Source organism: Ensifer adhaerens, from assembly GCF_020035535.1.
Classification (GTDB): Bacteria; Pseudomonadota; Alphaproteobacteria; order Rhizobiales; family Rhizobiaceae; genus Ensifer.
On the sequence record NZ_CP083351.1, the window covers coordinates 280926 to 307827 of the forward strand.

19 protein-coding genes, 1 tRNA gene and 1 pseudogene are annotated in these 26902 nt (G+C 62.1%); 15 read left to right on the forward strand and 6 right to left on the reverse strand.

Features of this window, described 5'->3' with window-relative positions; all coding sequences use genetic code 11:
• Positions 1-63 precede the first annotated feature (63 nt).
• From LAC81_RS36060 to selD, 3 genes are all read right to left on the reverse strand, one after another.
• A complete protein-coding gene (locus LAC81_RS36060) occupies positions 64-4377 on the reverse strand; it encodes a putative Ig domain-containing protein (RefSeq protein WP_223730971.1) in 4314 nt (1437 codons plus the stop codon).
• Between the two features lie 21 nt (positions 4378-4398).
• Positions 4399-5652, reverse strand: a complete 1254-nt coding sequence (locus LAC81_RS36065; protein ID WP_223730972.1) for an IPT/TIG domain-containing protein — start codon at positions 5650-5652, stop codon at positions 4399-4401.
• Positions 5653-6305: 653 nt separating this feature from the next.
• The gene (gene selD / locus LAC81_RS36070) at positions 6306-7361 is read right to left on the reverse strand and encodes a selenide, water dikinase SelD (protein WP_223730973.1); all 1056 of its coding nucleotides are present in this window, start codon (positions 7359-7361) and stop codon (positions 6306-6308) included.
• A gap of 186 nt (positions 7362-7547) precedes the next feature.
• Between selD and fdnG the strand changes: the two genes are divergently transcribed.
• From fdnG to LAC81_RS36120, 9 genes are all read left to right on the forward strand, one after another.
• On the forward strand, positions 7548-10634 hold the full coding sequence (gene fdnG / locus LAC81_RS36075) for a formate dehydrogenase-N subunit alpha (RefSeq protein WP_223730974.1): 3087 nt from the start codon (positions 7548-7550) through the stop codon (positions 10632-10634).
• Positions 10631-11617 carry a formate dehydrogenase subunit beta gene (gene fdxH / locus LAC81_RS36080; protein WP_223730975.1) on the forward strand — a complete coding sequence of 329 codons (987 nt, stop codon included), beginning with the start codon at positions 10631-10633 and terminating at the stop codon, positions 11615-11617. The genes fdnG and fdxH overlap by 4 nt, the downstream gene beginning before the upstream one ends.
• Entirely contained in the window at positions 11617-12306 is a 690-nt protein-coding gene (locus LAC81_RS36085; RefSeq protein ID WP_223730976.1) for a formate dehydrogenase subunit gamma, read from the forward strand. Before fdxH ends, LAC81_RS36085 begins: the two co-directional genes overlap by 1 nt.
• Positions 12307-12408: 102 nt before the next feature.
• Positions 12409-13320, forward strand: coding sequence for a formate dehydrogenase accessory protein FdhE (gene fdhE / locus LAC81_RS36090; RefSeq protein WP_223730977.1), 912 nt, complete (start codon positions 12409-12411; stop codon positions 13318-13320).
• Positions 13320-14696: an L-seryl-tRNA(Sec) selenium transferase gene (selA, locus tag LAC81_RS36095; RefSeq protein WP_223730978.1), complete on the forward strand. Its 1377-nt coding sequence runs from the start codon at positions 13320-13322 to the stop codon at positions 14694-14696. Before fdhE ends, selA begins: the two co-directional genes overlap by 1 nt.
• Positions 14693-16597, forward strand: a complete 1905-nt coding sequence (selB, locus tag LAC81_RS36100) for a selenocysteine-specific translation elongation factor (RefSeq protein WP_223730979.1) — start codon at positions 14693-14695, stop codon at positions 16595-16597. Before selA ends, selB begins: the two co-directional genes overlap by 4 nt.
• 843 nt (positions 16598-17440) lie before the next feature.
• Positions 17441-17833 (forward strand): hypothetical protein, encoded by a 393-nt coding sequence (locus tag LAC81_RS36105; RefSeq protein ID WP_223730980.1) that lies wholly within the window; start codon positions 17441-17443, stop codon positions 17831-17833.
• Positions 17834-18320: 487 nt separating this feature from the next.
• On the forward strand, positions 18321-18557 hold the full coding sequence (locus LAC81_RS36115) for a hypothetical protein (RefSeq protein WP_223730982.1): 237 nt from the start codon (positions 18321-18323) through the stop codon (positions 18555-18557).
• Positions 18558-18971: 414 nt separating this feature from the next.
• Positions 18972-19244: a hypothetical protein gene (locus tag LAC81_RS36120; protein WP_223730983.1), complete on the forward strand. Its 273-nt coding sequence runs from the start codon at positions 18972-18974 to the stop codon at positions 19242-19244.
• 17 nt (positions 19245-19261) lie between these two features.
• On the opposite strand, the pseudogene LAC81_RS36125 reads toward LAC81_RS36120, so the two are convergent.
• A pseudogene (locus LAC81_RS36125) lies at positions 19262-19411 on the reverse strand (CsbD family protein); the annotation flags it as partial.
• A gap of 278 nt (positions 19412-19689) precedes the next feature.
• On the opposite strand from LAC81_RS36125, the gene LAC81_RS36130 reads away from it, so the two are divergent.
• The 4 genes from LAC81_RS36130 to LAC81_RS36145 all read left to right on the forward strand — a co-directional run bounded on the left by LAC81_RS36130 (position 19690) and on the right by LAC81_RS36145 (position 22671).
• Positions 19690-19956 (forward strand): hypothetical protein, encoded by a 267-nt coding sequence (locus LAC81_RS36130; protein ID WP_223730984.1) that lies wholly within the window; start codon positions 19690-19692, stop codon positions 19954-19956.
• 1842 nt (positions 19957-21798) lie between these two features.
• The gene (locus LAC81_RS36135; RefSeq protein ID WP_223731087.1) at positions 21799-22308 is read left to right on the forward strand and encodes a hypothetical protein; all 510 of its coding nucleotides are present in this window, start codon (positions 21799-21801) and stop codon (positions 22306-22308) included.
• Positions 22223-22507, forward strand: a complete 285-nt coding sequence (locus LAC81_RS36140) for a tyrosine-type recombinase/integrase (protein WP_223730985.1) — start codon at positions 22223-22225, stop codon at positions 22505-22507. Before LAC81_RS36135 ends, LAC81_RS36140 begins: the two co-directional genes overlap by 86 nt.
• Positions 22508-22575: 68 nt before the next feature.
• A tRNA-Sec gene (locus LAC81_RS36145) sits at positions 22576-22671 on the forward strand.
• A 516-nt stretch (positions 22672-23187) separates the two neighbouring features.
• Here LAC81_RS36145 and LAC81_RS36150 read toward each other — a convergent pair.
• Positions 23188-24282 carry a GSU2403 family nucleotidyltransferase fold protein gene (locus tag LAC81_RS36150; RefSeq protein WP_223730986.1) on the reverse strand — a complete coding sequence of 365 codons (1095 nt, stop codon included), beginning with the start codon at positions 24280-24282 and terminating at the stop codon, positions 23188-23190.
• Between the two features lie 998 nt (positions 24283-25280).
• Entirely contained in the window at positions 25281-25937 is a 657-nt protein-coding gene (locus LAC81_RS36155; RefSeq protein WP_223730987.1) for a dihydrofolate reductase family protein, read from the reverse strand.
• Between the two features lie 108 nt (positions 25938-26045).
• On the opposite strand from LAC81_RS36155, the gene LAC81_RS36160 reads away from it, so the two are divergent.
• Both LAC81_RS36160 and LAC81_RS36165 read left to right on the forward strand, forming a co-directional pair.
• Positions 26046-26396 carry an ArsR/SmtB family transcription factor gene (locus LAC81_RS36160; RefSeq protein ID WP_223730988.1) on the forward strand — a complete coding sequence of 117 codons (351 nt, stop codon included), beginning with the start codon at positions 26046-26048 and terminating at the stop codon, positions 26394-26396.
• Positions 26380-26859, forward strand: a complete 480-nt coding sequence (locus LAC81_RS36165; RefSeq protein ID WP_223730989.1) for an SRPBCC family protein — start codon at positions 26380-26382, stop codon at positions 26857-26859. The genes LAC81_RS36160 and LAC81_RS36165 overlap by 17 nt, the downstream gene beginning before the upstream one ends.
• Positions 26860-26902 lie beyond the last annotated feature (43 nt).

The following is a 26902-nucleotide window of genomic DNA, read 5'->3' on the forward strand; positions in this document are numbered from 1 at the left end:
GGTTATTCCACGTAAGCTGGGCGCTGCTCGGCTCGACGTCGCATGACCAGCGATCCGCTTCCGTCAGAACTGCCTTCCCGCCCTCACTTTGCCGCCGGCGGCTTTCTCGCCATCGCCTTCGATGTCGAAGAGCAGATCGGCTGAAAGCATCCAGAGGTCGGCCGTTTGAAGCGAGAAGCCGGCGGTGATCGACCCGAAAAGGCCGGATCCATCCTGGCCTGAATAGCCCGCGGTGACGCCGAGCTTGGGCGTGAGCGCCGATCCGTTGTCCAGCGTGAAGGAGCGGGCGATTTCAGCGCCGAGGCTGACGCGGAACTGCTGGGCGTCAAAGCCGTCGATCGCTATCTCGTCGCCTGCGTCGTTGCGCACCGAATAGTCATCCACCTTTTCGTTGAAGTAGACGGCCCTCAGCTTCGGCGTCAGCACCGTGGCGTCGTCGAGCTGCCACTCTCCCGTGATCGCGGTATCGATTATCCAGCGCGTCGTGTCGAAATCGCCGTTCCAGAACTCGGTATCGATATCGTTGGCCGAACCGCCGTAAAGAAGGCTCGTGTCCCAGAATACACCCTGGCCGATTTCGAGCGAGGCATAGGGACCGGCAAGCCAGCCATTGCCCGTCAGTTCCGCATCAGCGTCACTTGGATCGGTCATGCGATCGAAGTGGAACGACAGGCCGACAAGCGCTCGCTCCGACAGCAGATAGTCGGCGCCGAGATTGAGCATCGCGAAGCTGCCCCACTTGCCGTCGTTCTGGTCCCGCTTGTGTGCGAGGAAGGTGCCATCGATCCAGATGTTGAAGGGCGGCAAGGCGGTTGCCTCGATGCCATCCGCAGCGTCCCGCGCGGCATCCAACTGCGCAAGGCTGGTCGAGAAACTGGCTGTCATGCCCTCCTCGGACGGTGTCATGCGCGCGGTGACCGAATCTGTTGCGTGTTGCATCTGCCGACGCTCGAGAAGGCCGGGAACGTATATGCCGTTGGCGATCAGGCCCTGCCGCGTCTCGACAAAGCCGCTGACGAGCGCGTTGATATCCTCCGCCACGTCGGTCGCGGCATAGGCGAGATTATAGGTCACTGTGCCGATGTTCGAAGAGCCAAGCGAACTCGTCAGGCGGAAACCGACCCTGGCCGCGCCGGAAAATGCCGGATTGGGGGTAAACTGCAAGTACCAGCCGACCGGCCCGGTGACCGGACCTGCCTGGGCAAGCCGCCCCTGGATGATCGTGGCGGTGCCGGCGTTGGGAGGCTCCACGAAGGCCACGTCGGCGGACGTAAACGGTCCCCCGGTCGCGCCGCGATTGAGATAGATGTCAGGTGGGCTCGTGCCGGCGGGCACATTCACCACCTGGTCGGTGACGGTCGCTCCGCGTGAGTTGACCGTCATGCTGTAGGTCGCAGAACCGGACGCGCCGTTGTTGTCCTCGACCACCACAGTAAAGGTGTAGTTGCCTTGGCTTGCGGCATCGAGCGGGCCGGTCAGCTCGCCGGTCGAAACGTTGAGCACCATGCCGCCGGGCAACGCGCCGGATCCGATCCGATAGAGGAGCGGTGCCGCCCCGCCGGTCGCCGTGATCTGCTGGCGATAGTCCTCGCCGGCCATCGCATCGCCGAGGGGTCCGGGCTGAGGCGTGAAGGTGAAGGCGGCGATCGGCGCCCTGACGGCAAGCGAATAGGTGGCCGAGCCCGTGGCGCCATAGGCGTCGGTGGCGGTAACGGTGAAGCCGAAGTTGCCCGTTGCCGTGGGCGTGCCGCCGACATGGCCGGTTGTGCCGTCGAGCGCAAGTCCGGCCGGAAATGCACCTGCCGTCACGGTGTAGGCATAGGGCGCGGTGCCGCCGGATACGGCAAGGGTCTGGGCGTAAACAGTTCCCTTGGTGCCGTCGGCAAGCGCGCCTGCGCCAGGCGAGAGTACCAGCGTTGGTGCCGTCACCGTGACGGTAACCGTTGCGGCCGATGAGGTTCCGGCAGCATTGGTGGCAGTATAGGTGAAGCTGTCCGTCCCGGAATAGCCGGGCGCCGGTGTGTAGGTGATGGTCGTGCCAGACGCTGTCGCCGTGCCGTGGGCGGCAGGGTTTGCAACCGCAACGCTGTCGGCAGCACCTCCGGTGATCGCAAGTGTGATCCCGTTGGCCGTGGAGTTGGCCGCAACCGTGGCCGTGACGGCGTTGGCGACGGGCAGGACCTGGTCGACGACAAGGGCATAGCTTTGCGTGCCCGTGAAGGGGCCGGTACCGCTCGCCGCGTCGGTGGCGCTGATCGTGATGTTGAAGGTTCCGACCTCCGACGGCGTGCCCGAGAGAACGCCAGCGGCGCTGAGGTTGAGGCCCAGTGGAAGCGTGCCGGATGTGACAGAGTAGCTGTAGGGGGCAATGCCGCCGGATGCCGTCACCGTCTGGCTATAGGCCGCGCCGAAGGTCGCGTTCGGCAGGGTGGACGGTGCAACCGCGATTGCCGGAGCTGCAATCGTCAGGGAATAGCTCTGCGAGGCTGTGAAGGGTCCTGTCCCGGTTGAGCTGTCGGTCGTCCTGACCGTGAAGGTGAACATGCCGCCTGCGGTCGGCGTGCCGGAAAGAACGCCGGCCGAACTCATGCTCAGGCCGGCCGGAAGCGCGCCCGTTACTGAGTAGGTATAGGGGCCGGTTCCGCCCGACGCGCCAAAGGACTGGCTGTAGGCAAGGCCGGTCGTGCCGCCGGGTAGAGCGCCTGCTGGCGGCGACAGAACCATCGTCGGTGTGTCGACGGTCAACGCATAGGCACGCGCGCCCGTATAGGGCCCGGTCCCTGCGCTGTCGGTGGCGGTGACCGTGAAGTGGTAGGTTCCCCCACCGGTCGGCGTGCCTGAGATGGTGCCATCGGCGGCCAGCGCGAGGCCGTCCGGGAGTGCGCCTGCGGTGATCCCAAATGTAAATGGGGCAATGCCGCCCGTAGTGCTCACCGTCGCGCTGTACGAAATGCCGTTCGCCGCGTTCGGCAACGATGGGGGATTGATGGTGATGGTCGGCGCGGCAATGCTGATGCTGGCTGCGGCCGTGCCGGTAAAGCTGCCATTTCCTCCCGAACTGTCGGTCGCGGTGACCACGACCGTGGCATTGCCCGCCGTCGTCGGCGTGCCGGAGATGACGCCTGCGCTGCTGATCGACAGGCCGGCCGGCAGTCCCGTTGCCGAGAAGTTGGAATAGGGAGCGTTACCGCCGCTGACGCTGACGGCGATCCCGCCGCTGTTATAGGCATCGCCCACCGTGCCGGTGGAGGCCGGGAGCGTGACCGAGAAGACGGGATCGTTCACCGTCACGAAGACCTGGCCGACATTGGACGTGCCGCCCGGGTTGGTCGCGACGTAGTTGAAGGTGTCGGTGCCACGGAAGCCGACTGGCGGCGTGTAGCTGACGAGGCCGGCGCTATCGATGCTGACCGGGGCGCCATAGGACGAAGCCCCCACCTGATAGCCGGTCGGGTTGTTGGTGGCGTGTGGGGCAGCACTGAAGGTCGTGGCCGAGGCCGAGCCGGCGTTATAGGTCAACCCGGAGATGGCGAAGGACGAGACAATCGGCGCCGGCGGCAAGACGACCGTCAGCGTCGCCGTCGCATTGGTGTTGTAGGGACCTGCCCCCAACGAGCTGTCAGTGATGTTGACGCTCACCGTGAAGGTGCCGCTGGCCGTCGGCGTTCCGGTCACCACACCGCTGCCGCTATCGACCAGACCCGCGGGCAGCCCGCTGACGCTGTTGACCGTGTAGAGTGCTTTGCCGCCCGAGATCGTCACCGCGGCGTTGCCGGTGTTGTAGGCCGTGCCGACGGTGGCCGTGGCCGACGGCAGCGTGACCGTAAGGGTCGGATTGCCGATCGTCACGGTGACGGTGGCGGGGCTTGACGTGCCGCCGAGATTGGTCGCCGTGAAGGTGAAGCTGTCATTGGCATTGCGGTAGCCCACAGGCGGGATGTAGGTCACCTGTCCGCTGCTGTCGACGCTGACCGACCCGCCTTGCGCAGTGGTTGAGGAGCCGACCGCGTAGCTCGTTGGATTGTTGCTCACGTGTGTGGACAGGTCGATCGACTGGCTGAAACTGGAGCCGTCGTTGTAGGGCACGATCGAACCGTGGGTGAAGCTGGTCGCTACAGGTGGCGCTACGTACGTATACTGGTCGGACGCGCTCGTCGCGCTCGTGCCACCGGGCGTGGCCACGGTGATGTCGTACGTGCCCGCCGAACTGGCCGGCGCCGTCGCCGTGATCTGCGTGTTGCTGTTGATCGTATAGACCGCAGTTGTCGCCCCGAACTTCACCGCGCCTGTCGGATTGGCTGCCGCAAACCCGGTGCCGGTGATGGTCACCGTCGTACCGCCTGCCGTGGGGCCTGCCGTTGGCGACGTCGAGGTCACGGTCGGTGCGGCAACATAGGTTTATTGGTCAGACGCGCTGGTGGCGCTCGTCCCGCCCGGCGTCGTCACGGTGATGTCATAAGTGCCTGCCGAATTGGCCGGCGCTGTCGCCGTGATCTGCGTGTTGCTGTTGATCGTATAGGTCGCCGTCGTCGCCCCGAACTTCACTGCCCCGGTGCCGCTCGCAGCCGAGAACCCGGTGCCGGTGATGGTCACCGTCGTACCACCGCCCGTCGGACCCGAGGTCGGCGACGTCGAGGTCACGGTCGGCGCCGAAACATAGGTGTACTGGTCGTTGGCACTCGTCGCGCTTGTCCCGCCGGGCGTGGTCACGGTGATGTCATAGGTGCCCGCCGAATTGGCCGGCGCCGTCGCCGTGATCTGCGTGGCGCTGTTGATGGTATAGGTCGCGTTTGTTGTGCCGAACTTCACCGCGCCGGTAGCATTCGCAGCGGAAAACCCGGTCCCTGTAATGATGATGGTCGTGCCGCCCCCGGTCGGACCGGTCGCGGGAGATACCGACGTCACCGTCGGCGCCGCCACATAGGTGTAACCGCCGGTGAGTGTCGCGGTTCCCCCGCTCGTCGTGACGACGACATTGACGAAGCCGGCGCTTCTCGCCGGTGCGGTCGCCGTGATCTGGGTCGCACTATTAACAGTATAGCCGGCTGCCGCCGTCCCGCCAAAGGTGACCGCTGTCGCCCCCGACAGATTGGTACCGGTAATGACGACCGTCGTGCCACCGCCCGTCGGGCCCGACGCCGGCGTCACCGCCGTCAAGGTCGGCGTGGGACCATAGGTGAAATTGATCGTTGCCGGGGTATCCGAGCGAAAGCTCGGATTGCCGGTATACATGTAGCCGGTAAAGCTGTCCGAACCCGATGGTGGCGCGGTCAGGAGCTTTATTTGGAGAACGGAGTTGCTTACGTTGAAGGTAAATTCATAATTTCCGCCATTGCTTCCGCTTCTCTGCTCGGCAACGGAAATTCCTGCATCGTTCGCGCCGAGTCCGTAGCCAGATTGGATATCGACCGTCGGCGAATCGTAGAAGCTGCCGTAGGTGCCGTCCGGCGCAGCCAACTCGCAATCGTTGGTGTTGATCGTTTTCGTCTGACCGACGAAGGTGAAGGCGACATCCCATGTGCATGCGGCCTGCGCCGCCAGAGCGCTCGCAAGCCAGAGCGATAGCGCTATCGCACCGGCACGAACGAACCCGAAGACGCCTGGCAGCACGGCGCCCGATATCGCCTCGCATGCTGCAGACCATGCTTTCAAGCATGATTCTCGGCCGGGCCTCAACTTAGAGCCAAGGCCTTTGCACGTCTCAACATCCCATGCCCGCACTTTGTAGTCCCCAACCACATCAACGAAAGAAGAGCTTAGAGAATGCAGGTATCGAAAGCTGAAAACATCCAGCCTAGATTGCATTCCTCGCGCAATGCGCGCAGCATCAACTTTTAACTGCGGCTTGAAGCCATAAATTGTTTCCGGCCGGGATGCTATGGGTTGCGTCGCATTTTTGCCCCAATTTCACAACCTACCGTTTTGCGGCGGCGAGTTCCTTGGCGCCGATGATCACTGCAGCTTTCATCGGCTCTTGGTGGATACTGAAAGCGTTGCAAATTAATCCGTGAATCGCGGGCCGTTCTGAAGACTGAAGCGCCTGTCTGTCATGCATATGGATTTTGCGGTTGGAGAGCATGTCGCCCGCGGCGCATTGGTCGGCGTGCTCGGGCTTTGGTGTCCAGGTTGCGAAGGATTCGACGTCTTGCCGACACGGGACCAAATGGCTGCTAAGGTCCGGCGAGGGCAGAGTGCGTGCTGCATCTGCAAGTCGAAAATGTGGAAGCCTGTGTGAAATTGTGAGGGCGAGCCTCTTGTTAAGCCTCATCCATAGGAACCGGGTCACCGAAAGCGAACATCCAGGTCTAGAACACCGACAATCCGGCATCACCATCCACCACTTCCCCAATTACCGCGGCGTCGGAGGCGTGCTTGCGGAATATCGCGAGTATGTCTGGCGCGGTCGATCGGGAACAGGCGACGAGCAAGCCGCCACTCGTTTGCGGATCGCAAAGCAGCGCCTTGTCGATCGCGCCCATCTCGCGTGCAAAGGCCACGTCCTGCCCATAGCTTGCCCAGTTCCTCCCGGAGGCGCCGGTGACAAAACCGGCGGCCGCGAGATCGAAAGCGCCTTCCAGAAGGGGAACGGCGGACCAGTCGATCCGGACCCGGCAGCTCGACCCGCGCGCCATTTCGAGCGCGTGGCCGGCAAGGCCAAAGCCTGTCACGTCGGTCATGGCATGCACGCCGGAAAGCCGCGCGAGTTCGGGCCCGGCCGTGTTGAGGCGGGTGGTGCTTTCGATCATGCGGGCATAGCCGGCCTCATCGAGCGCGCCCTTTTTCAATGCCGCGGAAAAGATGCCAACGCCGAGCGGTTTGCCGAGGATGAGTACGTCGCCCGGAAGGGCGCCGCTGTTGCGCTTCAGATGCGCGGGATCGACGAGGCCGATGGCGACGAGACCGTAGATCGGCTCGACGGAATCGATCGTGTGACCGCCGGCGATCGGAATGCCGGCTGCCCGGCAGGCCGCCGCCCCGCCATCAAGGATGGCGCCGATGGTTTCGGTCGACAGCACGTTGACCGGCATGCCGACGAGCGCCAGCGCAAAGATCGGCGTGCCGCCCATGGCGTAGACGTCGCTGATGGCATTGGTCGCGGCGATCCGGCCGAAATCGCGGGGATCGTCGACAACAGGCATGAAGAAGTCTGTGGTGGCGACGACCGCCTGGTGATCGTTGAGGCGATAGACCGCCGCATCGTCAGACGTTTCGATGCCGACCAGCAGCTCCGGCGGCACAGGCAGCTGGACGCGTCCCCGCAAGATTTCCTGAAGCACGCCCGGCGCGATCTTGCAGCCGCAGCCGCCGCCATGGGCAAGTGAGGTCAGGCGAGGCTCGGAGGAGGCGGGCAGGCTGCTCACGATTAGAACTCCCTCGACGCAATGGTATCGCTGGCGGCCTTGCCGGCCACGGACGCGATCATGACCCATCATTTCCGGCAAGGCCATGACTTTTCGTGACAAAAGCCGATCAAATCGGCCTTGACACGCCGGCTGCAAGGTTCGACCATTCGTTTCAAGACCGATACGCATGGAAGAGGACCTCCAATGAACATCGATCTTTCCCGCCGCAGTTTCCTGAAGCTCGCTGGCGCAGGAGCCGCGGCCACCACGATCGGGGCCATGGGCTTCGGAGCGGCCGAGGCCGCAACAGCCGCCCATGTGCGTGCCTTCAAACTCGCAAGCACCACCGAGACCCGCAACGTCTGCACCTACTGTTCGGTCGCCTGCGGCATCCTGATGTATTCGAAGGGTGACCTTTCCGCCGGCGAGAAGGCGGAACTCATCCATATCGAGGGTGATGCCGATCATCCGACCAACCGCGGGACGCTCTGTCCCAAGGGCGCGGCGCTCAAGGACTTCGTGAAGTCCGAGACCCGCGCCACGAAGCCACGTCACCGCGCCCCGGGCGCCGACACCTGGCAGGATATCTCCTGGGAAGATGCCTTCGACAAGATTGCCCGGGCGATCAAGGACGACCGCGACAAGAACTTCATCGAGAAGAATGCGGCCGGGGTCACCGTCAACCGCTGGACGACGATGGGCTTCCTTGCAGCGTCGGGCGGCACCAACGAGACGGGATGGCTGACCTACAAGACCGTCCGGTCCTTAGGCGTCGTCGGCTTCGACAACCAGGCACGCGTCTGACACGGCCCCACGGTAGCCAGTTTGGCTCCAACATTTGGCCGCGGCGCAATGACGAACGCCTGGACCGACATCAAGAACACCGACCTCGTCATCGTTATGGGTGGCAACGCGGCGGAAGCACATCCCTGCGGCTTCAAATGGGTGACGGAAGCCAAGCACCATCGCGGCGCCCGGCTGATCGTCGTCGATCCGCGCTTCAACCGCACGGCATCGGTTGCCGATGTCTACGCCCCGATCCGTCCTGGCTCCGATATCGCCTTCCTGATGGGTGCGATCCGCTACTGCATCGAAAACGACAGGGTCCAGTGGGATTACGTGAAGAACTATACCAACGCGACCTATCTGGTGAACGACGCGTTTGGATGGTCTGATGGTCTCTTTACCGGCTACGACGAGGAAAAACGCGACTACGACCGCACCGCCTGGGAATACCAGCTGAACGAGGACGGGACGGTGAAAACCGATCCGACGCTCACCGACCCGCGCTGCGTCTGGAATCTTTTAAAGCAGCATGTCGCGGCCTACACGCCGGAGTTCGTGGAAAACATCTGCGGCACGCCCAAGGATCGCTACCTGAAGATCTGCGAAATGATCGGTGCGACGTCCGCCCGCGACAAGGTGATGACCTCGCTCTACGCGCTCGGCTGGACGCAGCATTCGAAAGGCGCCCAGAACATTCGCGGCATGGCGATGCTTCAGCTGATCCTCGGCAATGTCGGCTTGCCCGGTGGCGGGGTCAACGCGCTTCGCGGCCATTCCAACATCCAGGGGCTGACCGACATCGGCCTGCTTTCCAACTCCCTGCCGGGTTACATGAACCTCGCGACGGAAAAGGAGACGGATTACACGACCTACATGTCGACGCGCGGCAACAAGCCGCTCGTTCCTGGCCAGACGAGCTACTGGCAGAACACACCCAAATTCATGGTCAGCTTCCTGAAGGCCATGTGGGGCAGCGCCGCGACACGCGAAAACGACTGGGGCTTCGACTGGTTGCCGAAGCTCGATGTACCCTACTACGACATCCTCAGAATGTTCGACATGATGAGCCGCGGCGAAGTGAACCTCTACTTCTGCCAAGGCTTCAACCCGCTTCTGTCCTTCCCCAATCGGGCGAAGCTGACCGAGGGTCTGTCGAAGCTGAAACTGCTCGTGACAATCGACCCGCTGCAGACCGAGACGGCGCATTTCTGGGAAAACCACGGTATCTACAACCAGGTGGATTCCGCCAAGATCATGACGGAGGTCTTGCAACTCCCCGCGACCTGCTTTGCCGAGGACGAGGGCGCCACTGTCAATTCGGGCCGGTGGCTGCAATGGCACTGGCCAGGGGCGACACCACCGGGCGATGCCAAGCACGACACCTGGATCATGGCCAACATCTTCCTGCGCGTGCGTGAACTCTACCGCAAGGAAGGCGGGGTCTGTCCCGAGCCTATCCTGAACCTTGCCTGGGATTACAAGGACCCTTACGAGCCGGAACCGGCCGAGCTAGCCCAGGAGATGAACGGACGGGCGCTCCAAACGCTCTATGATCCGACCGATCCGACGAAGGTGCTGGTCGAGGCCGGCAAGCTCTTGCCCAACTTCGGCGTGATGCGTGACGACGGCTCCACCATGTCGGGCTGCTGGATCTATACCGGCTCCTGGACGGAGGACGGCAACATGATGGCCCGGCGCGACAATAGCGATCCGGGCGATGTCGGCACCTTCCTCAAATGGACCTTCGCCTGGCCGGCCAATCGACGCATCCTCTACAATCGTGCCTCCTGCGACCTTGAGGGCAAGCCCTGGGATCCGGCGCGCAAACTCATCGAATGGAACGGCGAACGTTGGGCGGGCTTCGATGTGCCCGACATCGCGGTGACGGCAAAGCCCGAGGCAGTGATGCCATTCATCATGACGGCCGAGGGAACCGCCCGTCTCTTTGCCCGCAAGCTGATGCGGGACGGACCCTTCCCCACACACATGGAGCCATTCGAAAGCCCGGTCGAAAATCCGTTCAACGCCAAGCTTCGCGGCAATCCCGTCGCGCGCATCTTCCCCGGCGACCTGCAACAGCTGGGCACGAGTGGCGACTTCCCCTTCGTTGCCACGTCCTATCGCCTCACCGAGCATTTCCACTTCTGGACCAAGCACAGCCGTGTCAACGCCGTGCTGCAGCCGGAATTCTTCGTGGAAATCAGCGAGGAACTGGCGGCCGAGCGAGGCATCACCAAGGGCGGGCGGGTACGCTTGTGGAGCGCGCGCGGCGAGGTCTGGGCGAAGGCCGTGGTGACGAAGCGCATTCGCCCGCTGATCTGCAACGGCAAACCGGTTCATGTGGTCGGCATTCCGCTGCACTGGGGCTTCATGGGAGCGGCCCGCAAGGGCTTCGGCCCCAACAGCCTCACGCCTTTCGTCGGCGACGCCAATATCGACACGCCGGAGTTCAAGGCCTTTCTGGTCAACATCGAACCGGCGGCGGAAGAAGGAGCTTCGGCATGAGCGAACGCGCACCGGAACCGGTAACGGCTGCCGCCAACCCGCCGCTACAGCCGCTGGCTTCGAACCTTTTGTCGAGCGACGTCATCAAGGTGTCGGCAACCAGCGACGTGCCGACACCCGAACGACAGCTGACCCCGGTTGCCAAGCTGATCGACGTGTCGAAATGCATCGGCTGCAAGGCCTGCCAGTCCGCCTGTATCGAATGGAACGACACCCATCCGGACCTGGAGGAAAATGTCGGGGTCTACGAGAACCCGCACGACCTGACGGCTGATATGTTCACGCTGATGCGGTTCAGCGAATACGAGAACCCCGTTACCAACGAGTTCGAATGGTTGATCCGCAAGGACGGCTGCATGCACTGCGCCGATCCCGGTTGTCTCAAGGCCTGCCCGGCGCCGGGCGCTATCGTGCAATATTCCAACGGCATCGTCGATTTCATCTCGGACAACTGCATCGGCTGCGGCTATTGCATCGCCGGCTGCCCCTTCAACATTCCGCGCATTTCGAAGACCGCACATGTGTCGAAGAAATGCACGCTCTGCTCGGACCGCGTCGCGGTCGGCCAGGGACCAGCCTGCGCCAAGGCCTGCCCGACCAAGGCGATCACTTTCGGGACGAAGGAAGACATGGTCACGCTTGCCAACGAACGTGTCGAGGACCTGAAGTCGCGCGGCTACGACCACGCCGGCCTCTACGACCCGCAAGGCGTCGGCGGGACGCATGTTATGTACGTGCTGCATCATGCCGACCAGCCGTCGCTCTATGCAGGGCTGCCGGAGGATCCGCAGATTTCGCCGGTGGTGCGCGGCTGGAAGGGGCCGGCGAAGACCGTCGGTCTCGCCGTTGCCGGTCTTGCGGCCGCCGGCGCCGTGCTGCACGGCATCTTCGCCCGTCCGAACGAGGTGACCGCCCATGAAGAAGGCGAGGCGGAGGAACTCGTCGAGGACCGCAACCGCCCGCAAGGCGGCAGGGAGGCGTGATGGCTGACAAACGCATCTATTCGGCCCCCGGCGACAGGATCGAGACGAAGCACCCGGTCACCGTCAATCGCTATCGCGGCTATACGCGTCTCAACCATTGGGTCACCGCCGCCTGTATGATCGTGCTGCTGACTTCGGGCCTTTCCTTCTTCCATCCCTCGCTGTTTTTCCTGACAGGCCTTTTCGGCGGCGGCCAGATGACGCGGTGGCTGCATCCGATCGTCGGGCTTATCCTCGTCGCAAGCTTCCTCCTCCTGTTTGCGCAGATGTGGAAGCTCAATCTGCCGCGGCGCGAAGATGTGGAATGGAGCCGCAAGTTCGGCGATCTCCTCCAGGGCAACGAGGAGAGCCTGCCCGAACTCGGCAAGTACAATGCCGGGCAGAAGATGGTTTTCTGGGGCATGTCCGGTCTGATCGTCGTGCTCGTGACGACCGGCATCATGATCTGGGAGCAGTACTTCCCCGATCTCGTTTCCATTCCCGTTCGCCGCATGGCCGTCGCCGTGCATTCGCTCGCAGCCCTTTTCACGATCCTGATCTTCATCGTCCATGTCTATGCGGCGATCTGGACGCGCGGCACGATCCGGGCGATGACCCGCGGCACCGTCACTGGCGGCTGGGCGTTTCGCCATCATCGCAAATGGCTGCGCGAACTGGCTGGACGCCAGGGTTCGGACCCGTCAAAATGATCGTCTCCTACAGCGCCGCGCGTCCTGTCAGGCGCGCAACGGTCGCTGTAGCACTCTGAATGCTGCATGATCCGGCGTCTCCGCCGGATTGCCGGAGATGCGATGGCTGAAGACGTACAACCCGATCCCTCCCTCATCGGCGGCGTGCCGACACCGCCGCTGGCCTTCCTGCCAGAGCCGGTCAAACTGTTCCAGACGCGCGCGCGCCGCTTCGCGTTTCTTGCCGAAAGCAATGCGCTTGCGCCTTACCTCACCTTCCTTGCGGCGCTCTCCAAACTCCAGGCGCGCTTGGCAGTAACCCTTCCGCCCGTGACAGCGCCGTCATCGGCGCGCGTTGCCGAGGCGGCACGCGTTGCGATGCCCCCGATCGACCGGCTGGCGCTTGTCGATGACCCCGGCCTTTCGGCGACGCTCGACGCGCTCCTTGAAGGCGCTGTCGAGATTTCCATGCCCGACCCCGCCCGGCTAGCGCTCGATGCGGTGCGAACTGCCGAAGACGGCGACCGACGCTGGCTGCTTGCCAACATCCTTTCCGATCAGGTTCCGGAAGACAGCGCCGCTCCCCATCTCTTCGTTGCAGCCGCGGTGCAGGCGCACATGGCGCGGCTCGCCGCGACGCTCGATGCGAAAGCGCTTGTCCCTGTCGGACTTGGCGTCTGTCCCGCCTGCGGCGGCCGGCCGGCAACGTCGTCGGTCGTCGGCACGCAGGGCGCCGAGAACGTGCGCTATGCAGCCTGCGCCTGCTGCGCCACGCAATGGAACGAGGTGCGGGTAAAGTGCCTCTGTTGCGGTTCGACCAAAGGCATCAGCTATCGTTCGGTCGAGACGTCGGAAGCGACCGTGAAGGCCGAGACCTGCCGGGAATGCCATTCCTGGGTCAAGATCTTCTACCAGGTGAAAAACCCGAGCCTGGACCCGATCGCAGACGACGTCGGCAGCCTCGGCCTCGATATCCTGATGAAGGACACCGAGTTTCGCCGCGGCGGTTTCAACCCCTATCTTGCGGGGTATTGATGCCGGATTATCGCGTGCTTCCCTCGGTCGACCAGATGCTGACCTCGCCAGAGGGACTGGCGCTGACGGAAGAACATGGCCGCCTTGCCGTCGTCACCGCCGTCCGCGCCGGGCTTGAGATCGCACGGGAGAAAATCCGTGCGGGCGAGGATGGGGCAACGCTTGCAGCCGACCTGCCGCGCCGCGTCGCCGAGGAGCTGGCGGCTGCCGCCCGCTCCGCCCTTCGCCCGCTCATAAACCTCACGGGCACCGTGCTGCACACCAATCTCGGCCGCGCCATCCTGGCCGAAGAAGCCGTCAGCGCCGCAACCGCCGCGATGGCCAACCCGCTGGCGCTGGAGTTCGACCTTGACGGCGGCGGGCGTGGTCAGCGCGACGACCATCTGCGCGGCTTGCTTCGCGAGCTGACCGGCGCCGAGGACGCCACCATCGTCAACAACAATGCCGCCGCCGTGCTGATTGCGCTCAATACGCTCGCCGACGGACGCGAGGCGATCGTCTCGCGCGGCGAATTGATCGAAATCGGCGGCGCCTTCCGCATGCCCGACATCATGGCCCGCGCCGGCGCCAGGCTGGTGGAGGTCGGCACCACCAACCGCACCCATCCGCGTGACTATGAGGGCGCGATCGGGCCTGAGACCGGCGTCATCCTCAAGGTCCATACCTCCAACTACCGGATCGAAGGGTTTACCGCCGAGGTGCCGGCGCCAAGACTGGCCGAGATTGCCCGCAAGGCCGGTGTGCCGCTCTTGAACGACCTCGGCTCGGGCTCACTCATCGATCTCTCGATCTTCGGATTGCGACGCGAGCCCACGGTGGCGGAAGCCGTCGCCGAAGGCGCGGATCTCGTCACGTTTTCGGGCGACAAGCTCCTCGGCGGGCCCCAGGCGGGCCTCATCGTCGGCCGCCGCGATCTCATCGCCGCCATCAACCGCAACCCGCTGAAACGCGCCGTTCGCCTCGACAAGATCCGCATCGCCGCGCTTGAAGCGACGCTGAAGCTCTACCGCGATCCCGACCGGCTGAAGGAGCGGCTGCCGACGCTGCGCTTTCTTTCCCGGTCGCAGGCCGATATCGCCGCACAGGCGGCCCGTCTCGCTCCGGCAATCGATGCGCTGCTCAAGCCGCTCGGCTATTCGGCCGGCACCTGCACGTGCCAGAGCCAGGTCGGCTCCGGCGCCTTGCCAGTCGATACGATCCCGAGTGCCGGCCTGCGGCTGACAGGCAGCGGCGGCGACGCACCGGAACGGCTTTCGGCACGGCTTCGCGCCCTGCCGGTCCTGGTCGTTGGCCATATCCGCGATGGCGCGCTGGTCCTCGATTTGCGCTGTCTGGAAAGCGACGAGATGCTCATCGCGGCCCTGGTGGCACTATGATCGTCGGAACGGCAGGGCATATCGACCACGGCAAGACGGCGCTGGTGAAGGCTCTGACCGGCACGGATGCCGACCGCCTTGCCGAGGAGAAAGCCCGCGGCATCACCATCGACCTTGGTTTTGCCTATGCCGATCTCGGCGGCGGTACGGTCACCGGCTTCGTCGACGTGCCGGGTCACGAACGGCTGATCCACACCATGCTTGCCGGCGCCGGCGGCATCGATTTCGCGTTGCTGGTGGTCGCCGCCGACGATGGAATGATGCCGCAGACGCGCGAACACCTCGCGATCCTCGACCTGCTCGATATTACCAGAGGTATCGTCGCGCTCACCAAGGCCGATCTCGCCGGGCCTGAGCGGCGCGCGGAGGTGACAGCCGAAATCCAAGCAACGCTTGCTGGCACCGGTTTGGCAATGGCACCGATCCTTGCCGTCTCCGCCCTTACCGGCGAGGGTATTGAGGCCCTGCGCGCCGGCCTCGCGGCCGCCGAGGCAGAAACAGCCGCCCGCAACGAAGCCGGCCTGCTGCGCTTTGCCGTCGATCGCAGTTTCACGCTTGCAGGCGCCGGCACGGTGGTGACCGGCATGGTGCTCGGCGGCCGTGCGAAGCCCGACGATATGATCATCGTCAGCCCGACCGGGCTGACCGCCCGCATACGCGGCATCCATGCGCAGAACCGCAAGGCCGCAGAGGGGCTTGCCGGCCAACGTTGCGCGCTGAACCTTGCCGGCGAACGGGTGACGAAGGACGCGATCCGGCGCGGCGACGTGGTTCTCGCGCCGCCACTGCACGCCCCGACGGACCGGATCGACGCGGAGGTTCGCGTGCTGGCCTCGGAGGCGAAGTCGATCGGCTCCTGGTTTCCCGTTCGCCTGCACAGCCACGCGGCAGAAGTTGGTGCGCGGATCGTACCTCTTGCCGGCCCGCTCGGTCCCGGAACACAAGGCCTGGTACAGCTGGTCCTCGACCGTCCCATCGCCGCGACCATCGCCGACCGCTTCGTCCTGCGCGACACCTCGGCCAGCCGGACGATCGGCGGCGGCCGCTTTCTCGACCTGCGCCCGCCGGCGCGAAAGCGAGGCACGCCGGAGCGCCTGGCCTTGCTTGCCGCCTCTGGCAACGAGGACCCGGCGGTGGCGCTTTCCGCCCTGTCCGATCTCGCGCCGATCGATCTTGCGGGTTTCCTTCGCGACCGTGGCCTGGGCGAGGACGCCCTTTCCGGGCTCCTGAAGGCCGCCGGGGCGACGACCATCGGCGACCATGCGCTCTCGCGCGCAGCGGTGGACGGATTGCGGGCGAACCTGACAGACACCCTCGCAGCCTTCCACGCAGAAAACCCCGAGCTTGCCGGCATCGGTCGCGAGCGGCTACGGCTCCTTCTCAAACCGCGCCTGCCGACGACAAGCTTCCTCGCATTCCTCAAAGACGAAGCGGCTGCAGGTCAAATCGTGCTCGACGGCGCCTTCCTGCGCCTGCCGGGTCACGAGGTCCGACTGTCGCCGGCGGACGAAGACCTGTGGCAGCGGATCCATCCGCATCTCCTCGACGACAGCCGCTTCCGGCCACCGCGCGTGCGCGATTTCACAGTCCTTCTCAATGCAGAGGAGCGCGACATAAGGCGCGTGATGAAACTCGCCCAGCGGCTCGGGCAGACCCACGAGATCGCGCACGACCATTTCTTCGCCCGCGCGGTCGTGGAGGAGATGGCAGCCATCGTGCTCGAGGTGGCAGCCCAGGCGGACGATGGCTGGTTCACCGCGCCCGACTTTCGCGACCGGGTGCACAATGGCCGCAAGGTCGCCATCGAAATCCTCGATTTCTACGACCGGCTCGGCCTGACCTTGCGCAGGGGAGATATGCGTCGCATAAATCCCCATCGCAGCGACCTATTTGCGCGCTGAGGCCGGGTCTTGCCGCCTCGCGCGCAGTATCTCGCAATTGCCTTGGTTCGGCGTCGGCGGAGAGCCTTTGAAGGTGCGAGGCACCGAGCCGGCCCAATGCCAGCGGCCAGCCGTGGGGCCGCCGGTCTCCTTTCGGATGCGTCCGATGTTGCCGATACCGTCAAAGCCGAGCCAATTGAAATCCGTTGGTGGGTCGTGCGCGTCCAGTTCGTTCATGGCTTAGGATGTGATTGCGGTCCGGAGAAATTCAAGTCGGGCGGAACCTCTTTGCAAATCGCTGGTTCGTGGCCCGGGCTCTGAGGACTTGCCCAATCAGAGCCCTTCATGACGACGACACCTTGGCCCCGCCCTTCATTGGTCGGGGCCTTTTTCTGGAACTATCTGGCTTCATTTTGGTTAATTAGATGCCTCTGATCTACACCCCGCTTAATCAGAGGTTTCAGGCTCATCTAACGTCCATATGGATCGAGCCGTGTATGGCAAAATGCCGAATGGCCTCGACGATCTGCCGAGGCCATTTTTCGCTAAAATCAGCGGCGCTACGCAAGAAACGCGCAACGTTTCCTGTGGACGGCAGTTGTGACGCGCCGTCGACCTTCCGTTACTAAGGGCCAACGGTCGGGCTCCTGTTCGAGCCTCCTCTGCTATCCAACAGGAGCCCCTCGCGCGGCTGCGACCTCTCAGGCTCGCTTGTCGCCTTCGGATAAGGGGGTGGGAGTGCTTCGCCAAGAAAGTTGCCTTATCGCGAGGACGCCCTAAATACCGAACGCATTGTTGGGTGGTTTTAAGGGCGCGTCCCAACGACTGGAAGATAATTCGCGCCCCAAGGCAGGAGGTCGCGCGATGAATTCCACGACCAATCCGAAGGCACTTCTCCCCCACGAAATGAATGAGGTTGATCGGATCTTCAATGAGATCCTTAGTGAGCAAGGGCTCCTACGCGGTTGTGAGGAAGCAGAAGCGATTGCGGCTCGCATACTCGGCCACCACCAGCGAGGCGTTCGAGATGTCGAGACCATAAAGTTCGCGATTGGATTAAGCTTAAGGTCTGGCGCCAAGGAAATCGCAGGGGCGGCCCGCGAGGCGACGATTTCGATCATGAATGTTGGGGGCGGTCCAGAGAGTCAAATCAGTCCCGAAGTCCTCGAAATGCTTCAGCGCACCTTCGAGCGTGTGTCCATCTGGTGCAGGATCCCGCGATATGGAAAACGAGCCGCCGGCTCGCGCAATATCTGACCGAGAGCTTTCGAATCGGAAGGTATGATGAAAAAGCGTTGTCGGAAATCGCGGTGTTGCTTGAGCAGCATCCTGACGATCGCTGTGAAATCTAGTGCCCCGTGCAAAGAGGCTCTCCCGCGGAGGGAAAGCGACCGGCTGCCGCGCCGCATTTTTTTGGCGCAAAAACACTCTTCCTCAGGAACGGACTTCGATCTGTCGCGTTTTGTTTCGCATGGAAAATCTACGGCCGACACCCACAGCAGCCGTCCGGCAATATGCGGACATTTACAGCCTCGAAGAATTCGCAGTCGCCTACGATCTAAGCGCCACACGCGCGAACGACCTGTACCGGCGATTTGGCCCAACACGCGCGAAGCTCGACACGTTAATGGCGGCGCTTCATCACTTGGCGTCCTGGCGACCATAGGTCTTTCCGCAGGTCGATGTCGCGGGCGGCGCCGACGCCGGTTTTTCTCGTGCGAGGCTCACAAGGAGAAGGCACCCCATGGGCAACGACGATGACGATACCTACACACCGGCAGAAGAGCGCAGCGGCGTAGGCAAAGCCGCACAGGTCGCGGCGGAAGCTGTAAAGACAGAGGTAAGTGCCGTGGTTGGAGCGGCAGCAGAACATCCGCACACCGTCTCCGCCGTGGGTGTACTGTTAGGCGCTCTCGCCTTTACTATCGGCTACGTGGTGGGTCGAAATTCGGTCGACACGAGGCGAGGTTCTAGGTGGTGAGCGGACGTGTGTGGCCGACAGCCCTCTGTCGGATCCTGCACGAAGGCGCGCCCTAGCCTGAGAAAAGAAAAAAGGCCCTCCGGGGCCAAGTTTTGTGGAGTTTAGGCGGTCGTTAACTGCCGGTTAGGCCGAAAGTTTCTCGCTTTTCGGCCCCATTTGTCGCCTTTTGGGGCCGCTGTTTTGCCCAAGGAACCTCTGGCGCCCTCGCGCGTTTACTGGCCGCCTACGATCTGCCCCCCGCGGATCTAGGCCGAGCTCCATCGATAGTCCCCGGAATGGAGCCGATTGGCTAGCCGTCCTCGGGCCTCGGTCTCCCCCGGCCGGGGCCGCTTCTTTCTAGGTGCTCTGATTTAGCACTCACTCAAGGAACACCTCTCGGCCCACCGCGTTGGAACTTCATAAGGAGTTCCGGTGATGATTTTGATTCCGCCCGATTTTGACTGCCGAGGAGGCGAAGGCTCTGATGCTTCTGGCCTGATCGCTTCCATCAAGTACGCCTTGGCTGCCGAGGCGCCGTTCGATACACAAGGCCTCTGCTTCAGGGCGCTTGGAAACTGTGTCGTAATCGAGGGTCAAGTTGCCGAGCCCGACGGCGACGAGTTCGTTCGACGCGTGGCTGAAGATATTGCAGGGCCCGACCGTGTTGTGGTGCGAGTTGGTTGTCCGCGGCGAGCCCCGCAGTCGTGAAAACGTGCCTACCAGGTCTATCGTGAGTACCAGTTATCAATATCTTTGCGAACCTGGTTTTTCTCCAGGCCGTACCGCTCTTGAATCTTCCCTTCGAGCTGATCACGTCGGCCGGCGATCTCATCGAAACTCTCGTCGGTTTGCTTCCAGTTACCTTTAACGCGATCTCAGTCCATAGTGACCTCCTTGCGCTCCTCTTGTATCTGCCCCAAATCCCCACGGCGGAGCTTAGTTCCTGGACGGCCCTCGGACCTGGTCTACCTCGATTTTTTTCATTCTGGAGAACCTTTCATCCAGATCGGGGTTTTAGGTCTTGCTGATGATCTCGGATCCCTCCAGATCAAGGTGGAGGAGCCCCAAAGCCGTTTCTACTTTGCGATGGGGCTCTTCTTCAAAGCCCTGCTTCTCGGGGATGCACCTCTGAGGTCGTCACGGAGGAACACCAATGCCCAAAAGCAAAAAGCGGGTGATGACCCGGAGTGAGGTTCCGGTTTTCGTGAACGAGGTGATCGAGGCAGGCTGCAACATTTGCGCCGTGGGTCACGACAGTTACGTGATCGGCGACATTGCAGACCAAGACAGGGCGAAAGACGAAATCGACAGAATAGCGGAGAAGTACGGCGACCGTGACCCTTTGAAGTGGCAGATTGTCGCCTATCTCTGGTCGATCGGCCGATACATAGAGCTGGCGTCGGAAGCCACGCGGCACTGACAGGAGGCTGGTAAGGCGAAGGATGTGAAAATCAAAAGCCAGCACGGAACCATTTGACGAGCGAGCGGTTAAAAAGTGGGGCTCCCGCGTTTCTCGTTTCCGCTAGGGTCCCCGCGCACATACCTTTCATGGCCCCTTGGTCGCCTTTGGGGCCATTTCTTTTAGCGCCGCAGGCAACTGCCCTCGCGCTGGCCCGCTTCGATCCGTTGCAGTATCTCCCGCAGACGCGGCTATCGACTGAAAGACTGTTTAGCGTGTTCTCCACAGCGCATCGAGGTGGCAGCCTCGGCCGCCTGCTTCTCGACGCCAGTTATGCGGAGCTCGTGGTTGTCGAGCCCCGTGTATGGGCGGCATAGTCATCGTCGGCGGCGTTGACGTTGTCGGCAATTTCATGGTCGCCGCGGGCGACGTTGCCAGGCCTTCAGCGGCGAAGTGAAATGCTCCTTGTCGAGATCAGAGGTTCGATAGGCGCCGGCACTGCAAATGCGCGATGATACGCGGCATTTACATCGGCTGGAGCCATTCCAGCGGTAGGCGATAGCTCATCTTGAAAATTCCTTTGAGTGGACCAGGTTGTGGGGGGCTCCGAAAACAACGGGAGGCAGCAGTGGATCACTCCGACGGCTTTGAGATCCGGTGCCAAGCATGTGGCGCCCGAGAGCACCTGACGTTCTCAGAAATGGAGATGCGAGATCACGTTCAGTGCCGGGTCTACGGGACAGTCCGTAACATGCGCAAGGAAGACATCCTGGAGACTTGCCGTGACGCAGTTAGGTTGACGGGCGGGGGCTATGAAGATTTCATGGGTGAGAATTCGCGTCCGCAAGGCAACCCTAAATTAACTTGATGGAATGCAATTTACGGTCGGTCGCCATTGTCCCTGCACTCACAACTGGCACCCAAAACCGCAGCGCCCACCCACGGCTGCGGTTTTGCCAATTGGTCAGTTCGCCGCCCAAAAAAAGTCCCTGCCGGTCCACCGGCAGAGGTTGGTTCGGTATGCCGGATCGCTTGAGAAGCGTTCGTAGCGCGCAAGCTCGAAAGACGATCCTGCAGAGAGAATAAGGTCGCAATACCTTGAAACAAGGCAACTCAATAGATGATGCCAGGGCGTTCCTGCCTCACGCACACGTTTCACGAAAGCGAAACTGCCTACGCTCAATTGAGTGACAGAGGCGAGTTATGATCCCAGACGAGATTACCAGGAAAGCGTGGAGCCTTGCAGCCCGTCACCTTGCGCGCGGGCAACGCGACCCGACCAAGATGGTTGCTGAGGCTATTTCCCTGGAACGGCAACGATGTTTGGAAATCGCCACTGAATGTTGCGGCGAAAACAGCGACGTCGCTCGGGAGATACGGGAACGGTGAAAATAGCGATGGCCAGACGGGCCGCCTCGATGTTAGATGCGGGTAAGCTGCGAGAGAGCCCGATGAACGGACAAACGAAGCGCACCCGGGACCTGGTACTCATCGTTGTCGTGACTGGCGTCGCCCTTATAGTGGTTGCGGGCGCTTTGCTTTTTTTCGTCATTTGACGAGTGGCGCGCGGTTCGTCGGCAACCTTGTCATCGGCCCCCTTCCGGTCGGGTGCCAACGTTTCCACTTTAGACTAGGCGTGCCTAGGCGTTGATTTCCTGAGCTATCAGGATCGCGGTCGCTGCCCACCGAAGCGGCGCGCACTTCCGGTCCCATTCGTGCGCATCGTTACGGCGGTAGTCGGACCAACCCGCACCTTGTAGGTTACCGGCTGGTCGTGTTCGGGGCATCGACAAACTCTATTGCCATGCCCTCACAATAGCCCCCGGTCCCGACGACCTTGCCCATTGCCTGAAACGCACTCGCTTGGCCTACCAAGCTTTGACTTGGGAATTGATAGCGAAGAATCCTGCAGTTTTGAGTAAGGCTCCGAAGCAGGAGCGCAAGCCGATGCTGGCGTACGATGCCTCTCAGACAGCAAAGTTGCTGCAGGTCGAGGGAAAGCGCATCCATATTCCGGTGCCGTTGGCGGTAATGTGCGGCTTGAAACCAGGAGACATCGCAGCACTTCGGTGGAATCATATTGACTGGGCCGGCGCGCGCGCCGCTATTATCGAGAGTGTAGAGCAGACCGTCGAAGGCGTTCACTACAAGGAGCCGAAGTCTGGCCGGAGCCGCGCAGTTGATCTGTCACCATCTGTTATCCTCAAGGCACATCGGGCTAGACAGGCAGAAGGCTTACTCGCAATCGGCATCAGAAGCGCTGAAGACATGTTCATCGTGAGTGACCATGAAGGCGCCCCAGCCGCGGGCACTGACAGACGCATGGCTACGCTTGCTGGAAGGGCTGGACCTCCCGCGCATCCGTTTCCATGATCTCCGCCACACTCACGCCGCCCAACTCCTATCTGCTGGGGGTGCATCCAAGATCGCTAGCGAACGCTTGGGGCACTCGATCGGCATTACCCTCGACCTCTACTCACACGTGATGCCGGGAATGCAGGCGAATGCCGCGGTACAGATTGACGAAATGATCCGCCGTGCGGTAGGGGATTCTAGCGAGAGCAAAGGGTAGCAAACCGGTAGGAAAAGGCTCCTCGGAACATTGTCGGTTTGGAAGAAATGACAATGAAATCAAAAACTGGAAGGGAATCGTCTCCGGTGGGACGGCCGGACTTCAAATCCGGTTGGGGCAGCGAGCCTGTCCCGGGTGGGTTCGACCCCCACTCCCCTCCGCCATCGACTGGTGTGTGCAGGACGTCCAAGCTAAGATCGTTTTTTTTCGAACTAGGCTAAGTGTAGCGCGTAAGTCACTCCATCGGCCGCTGAACGCGCATCTCGCAGAGTCCTGCGCAGAAACCTAGGGACGACACTTTGAATCACCATTGAACATACAAGTTGGTAACAGCGGAGGGAGGCAAGCCACGCCATCGTTCCCGATCTCCCTCTGACCACAATTTCGGCCACTGGCTCTTCACGTGTTAACGATCAACGAGTTTCGGGGAGAGGGCTTCGATCCGCATCGCGAGGCTATTGCCGTGATCATTGGCGATCGTCCCGCGATGGTTGTTGTTCGGAACCGGGCTTTGGTCACACGGCATGGCCACAGCCGTCGCCCAGGGTGGCCCGCTCCACGGAAGGCTGACAACGCGCGCCGGGACGCTGTTCATGTCAAGGAGAGATCGGAGGCCGTTGCTGGGACCCGGGCGATGCCGACGGCTGTTGTCGGCGCAAAGGGGGGCGTGGCCGCAGAGCTCATTTGGAGCGATCATCAGCTCTCAACTTCTCCAGGTCAGGCATCTTCGATCCGAGCGCCTTATCGAGTGCCTTCACACCTTTGGCTGACAGCCTCAAGAGGCCGTTGCAAAGGCCTTCCTTCCAAGAATCGCCGCGATCCCACGCCTCCGCCCAAGCATCGACCAATTCGTATTCGTGGCGGGTCTCCACCAGGGCTTCGAATAGTAAGGAGGCCTGCACCAGATCCTTGTCCGATTTCACGCGTCCTAGCGTGTCAGGGAGCCTTCTGGAGGCTACGATAAGCTTATGGACGGCATACCGCTCGGGAGCCGGGACTAGGACGTTCACGCCTTCGCGGAAGAGAAGCACCGTGCGGACAGGCTCGTAGATCAGGAAGTCGAGGAACCTGAGGTTTTCTGCCGACGCGCCGCCGAGGGCGGGCATGGGAGACGGCTTGCCCGTGTATTCGTCCGATCCCCGGTTTCCAGTCAGGAACTCCACTCGGTAGCCCCTCGCGTTCTGAAAGGCGACCACCTTGGCTTTGTCCGCCTGGTGTGGCACGGCTCGGAAATTGGGATCGACCGACTGGAGGATATTTAGAACGGGCGGAAGGCTGTCCTGCACCCCGGCCGAGATCGCGAAGTCCTGAGCGAAATCCGCGTCGCCCGTCTGCATCGCAGACGAGGGCAGTCGGACGCCTAGCATCCCCGCATAGGTGCTGAATGCTACTGACCCAATCAGGACCGCACGGAGCCGGAACAATCCGGCGTCGGCAAGCGCCTTCGTAATATCGCCGGCGAAGGTGTCGGGACCGGGGAGACCGGCACGACGCAGAGTGCTTACCATGCGCCTCCGCTCCCGGAGATCGTCCTTGATCTCCTTGTGTGCCTTCACCCGTGCCGTGATCTCTTCGTCACTTTCTGGACCGACATAATTTCGCTTGTATTTGCCCTGTCCATCTGGGAGATCAAAATACCAGTAATTACGATCCTTGACTGTTACGGTCACGAACCACCCTTCCATCGGAAAGTCTGCCAAAAACTGACCGTCGAGCGTCCGCTGCGTCAGCTCGGCGAACATCGTCCGATAGCTGATGTCGATCTCTCTCATCATTGGCCTTTCGTCCTTTTGAAAGCGCCGAAAGGCGTGTCGATCAGCCTGTCGTGCGCTTCCCTTTGTCCAAGCATTTTGGTCGCGTTATAATTTTATGCCACGAACTTATAGCGGTCCTCGTGCCTGTCAATGTTATATGTTTTTGGCAGAAACTTATAACATTCGCCGAGGGTCGCCAACGTGGCTGCCGACGGCTGGGCCAGCCACCACCTCGGCACCGCTGGCGACGAGATCCGCTTCGTGACAAAACGCTTTCAGCAGGGGCCGATCCCAGGCCGCGCTAGGTCAGGGAACGGCGACCTTGCTGGGGTTTCGACGAATACGCTTGTTCGGCTCTAGCGGGTCAATCCGGATCCTGGCCTCGCCGACTATTTGGGGCGAGCGTGCCCCAGGCTAATTCACTGACCGCGCCTGAATTGATACCCGCGGCAACGCCGGATCGGCTCGCGACGGTCCCCGATCAAGGCCCTGGTTGATTGGTTTTTTACCGCTTGCTGTAGATTGTGCTCGCGGATTGGCGGATGCCGGAAGATGACAATGGAGGAGAAGGAATTGGATCCCGCTGGCAACATACGTGATGGGAAAGGCGGGCTTTGCAGCAACGCTCTGTAGCAACAATTTGTATAGCGCGACCCGTGACAACCATCTAGGGATGACGTTGCACGCTTGACTTGCGTTTGCTGCCTCGCAGGCTGAGCGAAGGTTCGTCGGTTGTAGGAGTGCTTGCAGCAACCCAGACATAGCGGCGCTTGCGAATTTGGGGCGGCCTTCGGGGGAAGGCAGACGGGGAGCCTATGATATTGACGATGGTTAGCGAGGCTTGGCAACTAAGCCGAGAATCCGACCAGTCGGATTCTCAAATTGCCAACAGGATAGTGCCCCGGTCATGGCCCAGTGCGGGCAATGAAGTTTCAAAGTTCTCCAACATTGTGCGCCCAAACAAGCCGACGATCGCTAGGACGCCAGTCGTCGGCTGGCCGGCGGATTTGAGGCGCTCGTCACGGGACTGGCGGCTCACGGTGGAACGTGAGGTGGACAGTCCCGCTCTCGGCCGTTTCAGACTTGACTGTGTAGCCGGCTTCCAAACCGCGTAGGTCGTCCCAGAGGCGTATACCCCGCCCCAGCAGGATTGGGGTGATTGCGATATGCAGGCGGTCCACAAGCCCAGCCTTCAGATAGTCGCGAACCGTCGTCGGCCCGCCACCTATCCGTACATCCTTGCCGTTCGCGGCAGTGACGGCCTGCTGCAGTACATCAACCCGGTCTGCAGCGAGGAAATGGAACGTGGTACCTCCAGCCATCTCGATGGAAGGCCGCGGTGTGTGCGTCAGGACAAAGACCGGGCAGTGGAATGGCGGCTCGTCGCCCCACCAACCTTTCCAGTTCGGATCATCGGCAAAGTTGTGTAGCCCGAACATGCCGGCCCCGATGATTTCGGCGCCTATGTTCGCGAAGTAGTCCTCGGCATACGCGTCATCCACGCCGGTGGTGCCTTGGCCACTGATGTCCTTGAGCACACGCTCCCGGAACGTTTTTGTGGCGACATAGGCACTGACAAGGCGCGACCAGTCGGAGCCGAAGGGGTTCTCCGGCGTCTGGTCCGTCGTTGTTGCGAAACCATCGAGCGAGAGGAGAAGATCGGCGCGAACCGCCACTGGAGTGCTCCCAAAAACTAAGGTAGATGCCTTCATAATCGCGGAGAAACACTAAGGCAAGTGCCTTTTTATTCTTGACCGACACGCGCGGCCGCTTTACCGAGCTATATGCCCTATCACACGACCCCACTTGATCTCGCCTTTTACGCCCTCAGCGATCCGACCCGCCGCGCAGTGGTGTCTCGGTTGGTCGAGGGCGAGCTGCCGGTGACAGCCCTGGCTGAGCCTTTCGACATGGCGCTGCCCTCCTTCGCCCAGCATCTCAAGGTGTTAGAGGAGTGCGGATTGATCGCCAGCGAGAAGCGCGGGCGCAGCCGTTGGTGCCGACTGGAGCGGGCGCGCTTCGCCGAGGCGGCAAACTGGATGGAAGCGGAACGCCGACGCTGGGGCGAGCGGCTTGATCGACTGGAATCGTATTTGGACATGGCGGAAGAGAACGATGATGGAAAAGCTGTTTGAAACCTGGGCGCACGACCGAGAGATCGTGCTGGTCAAGGTGCTGAAGCACCCGCGGCCAAAGGTCTTCGCCGCCTGGATGGACCCTGACGCGCTGGCACAGTGGTATGGCCCGGATGGACTTAGCATTGAGAACCACGAAGTCGATATTCGCGAGGGCGGGAAATGGCGCTTCGACATGGTGGGCGTATTCGAAGGCAAGAAGCAGCGCTTCCCCAATCTCATGCGCTTCTTGAAGATCGTACCGAACGAACTGATTGTGGTGGACCATGGTACCCCGGACCCCAATGACCCGCAGCGCTTCTTTATGACGATCACCTTCGATGAACAGACCGACGGCAAGACCGTGCTGACGATGCGCCAGCTTCACCCAAGCCGCGAACGTCGCCAAGTGGTCGTCGGTTTTGGCGCGGTTGAGTATGGATTGCAGACGCTGGACGGCCTCGCCAGGTGGCTCGATGGCTGAACGCGAGACAACGCATCGGGATGCTCGGGAAACTTCCTGCGAA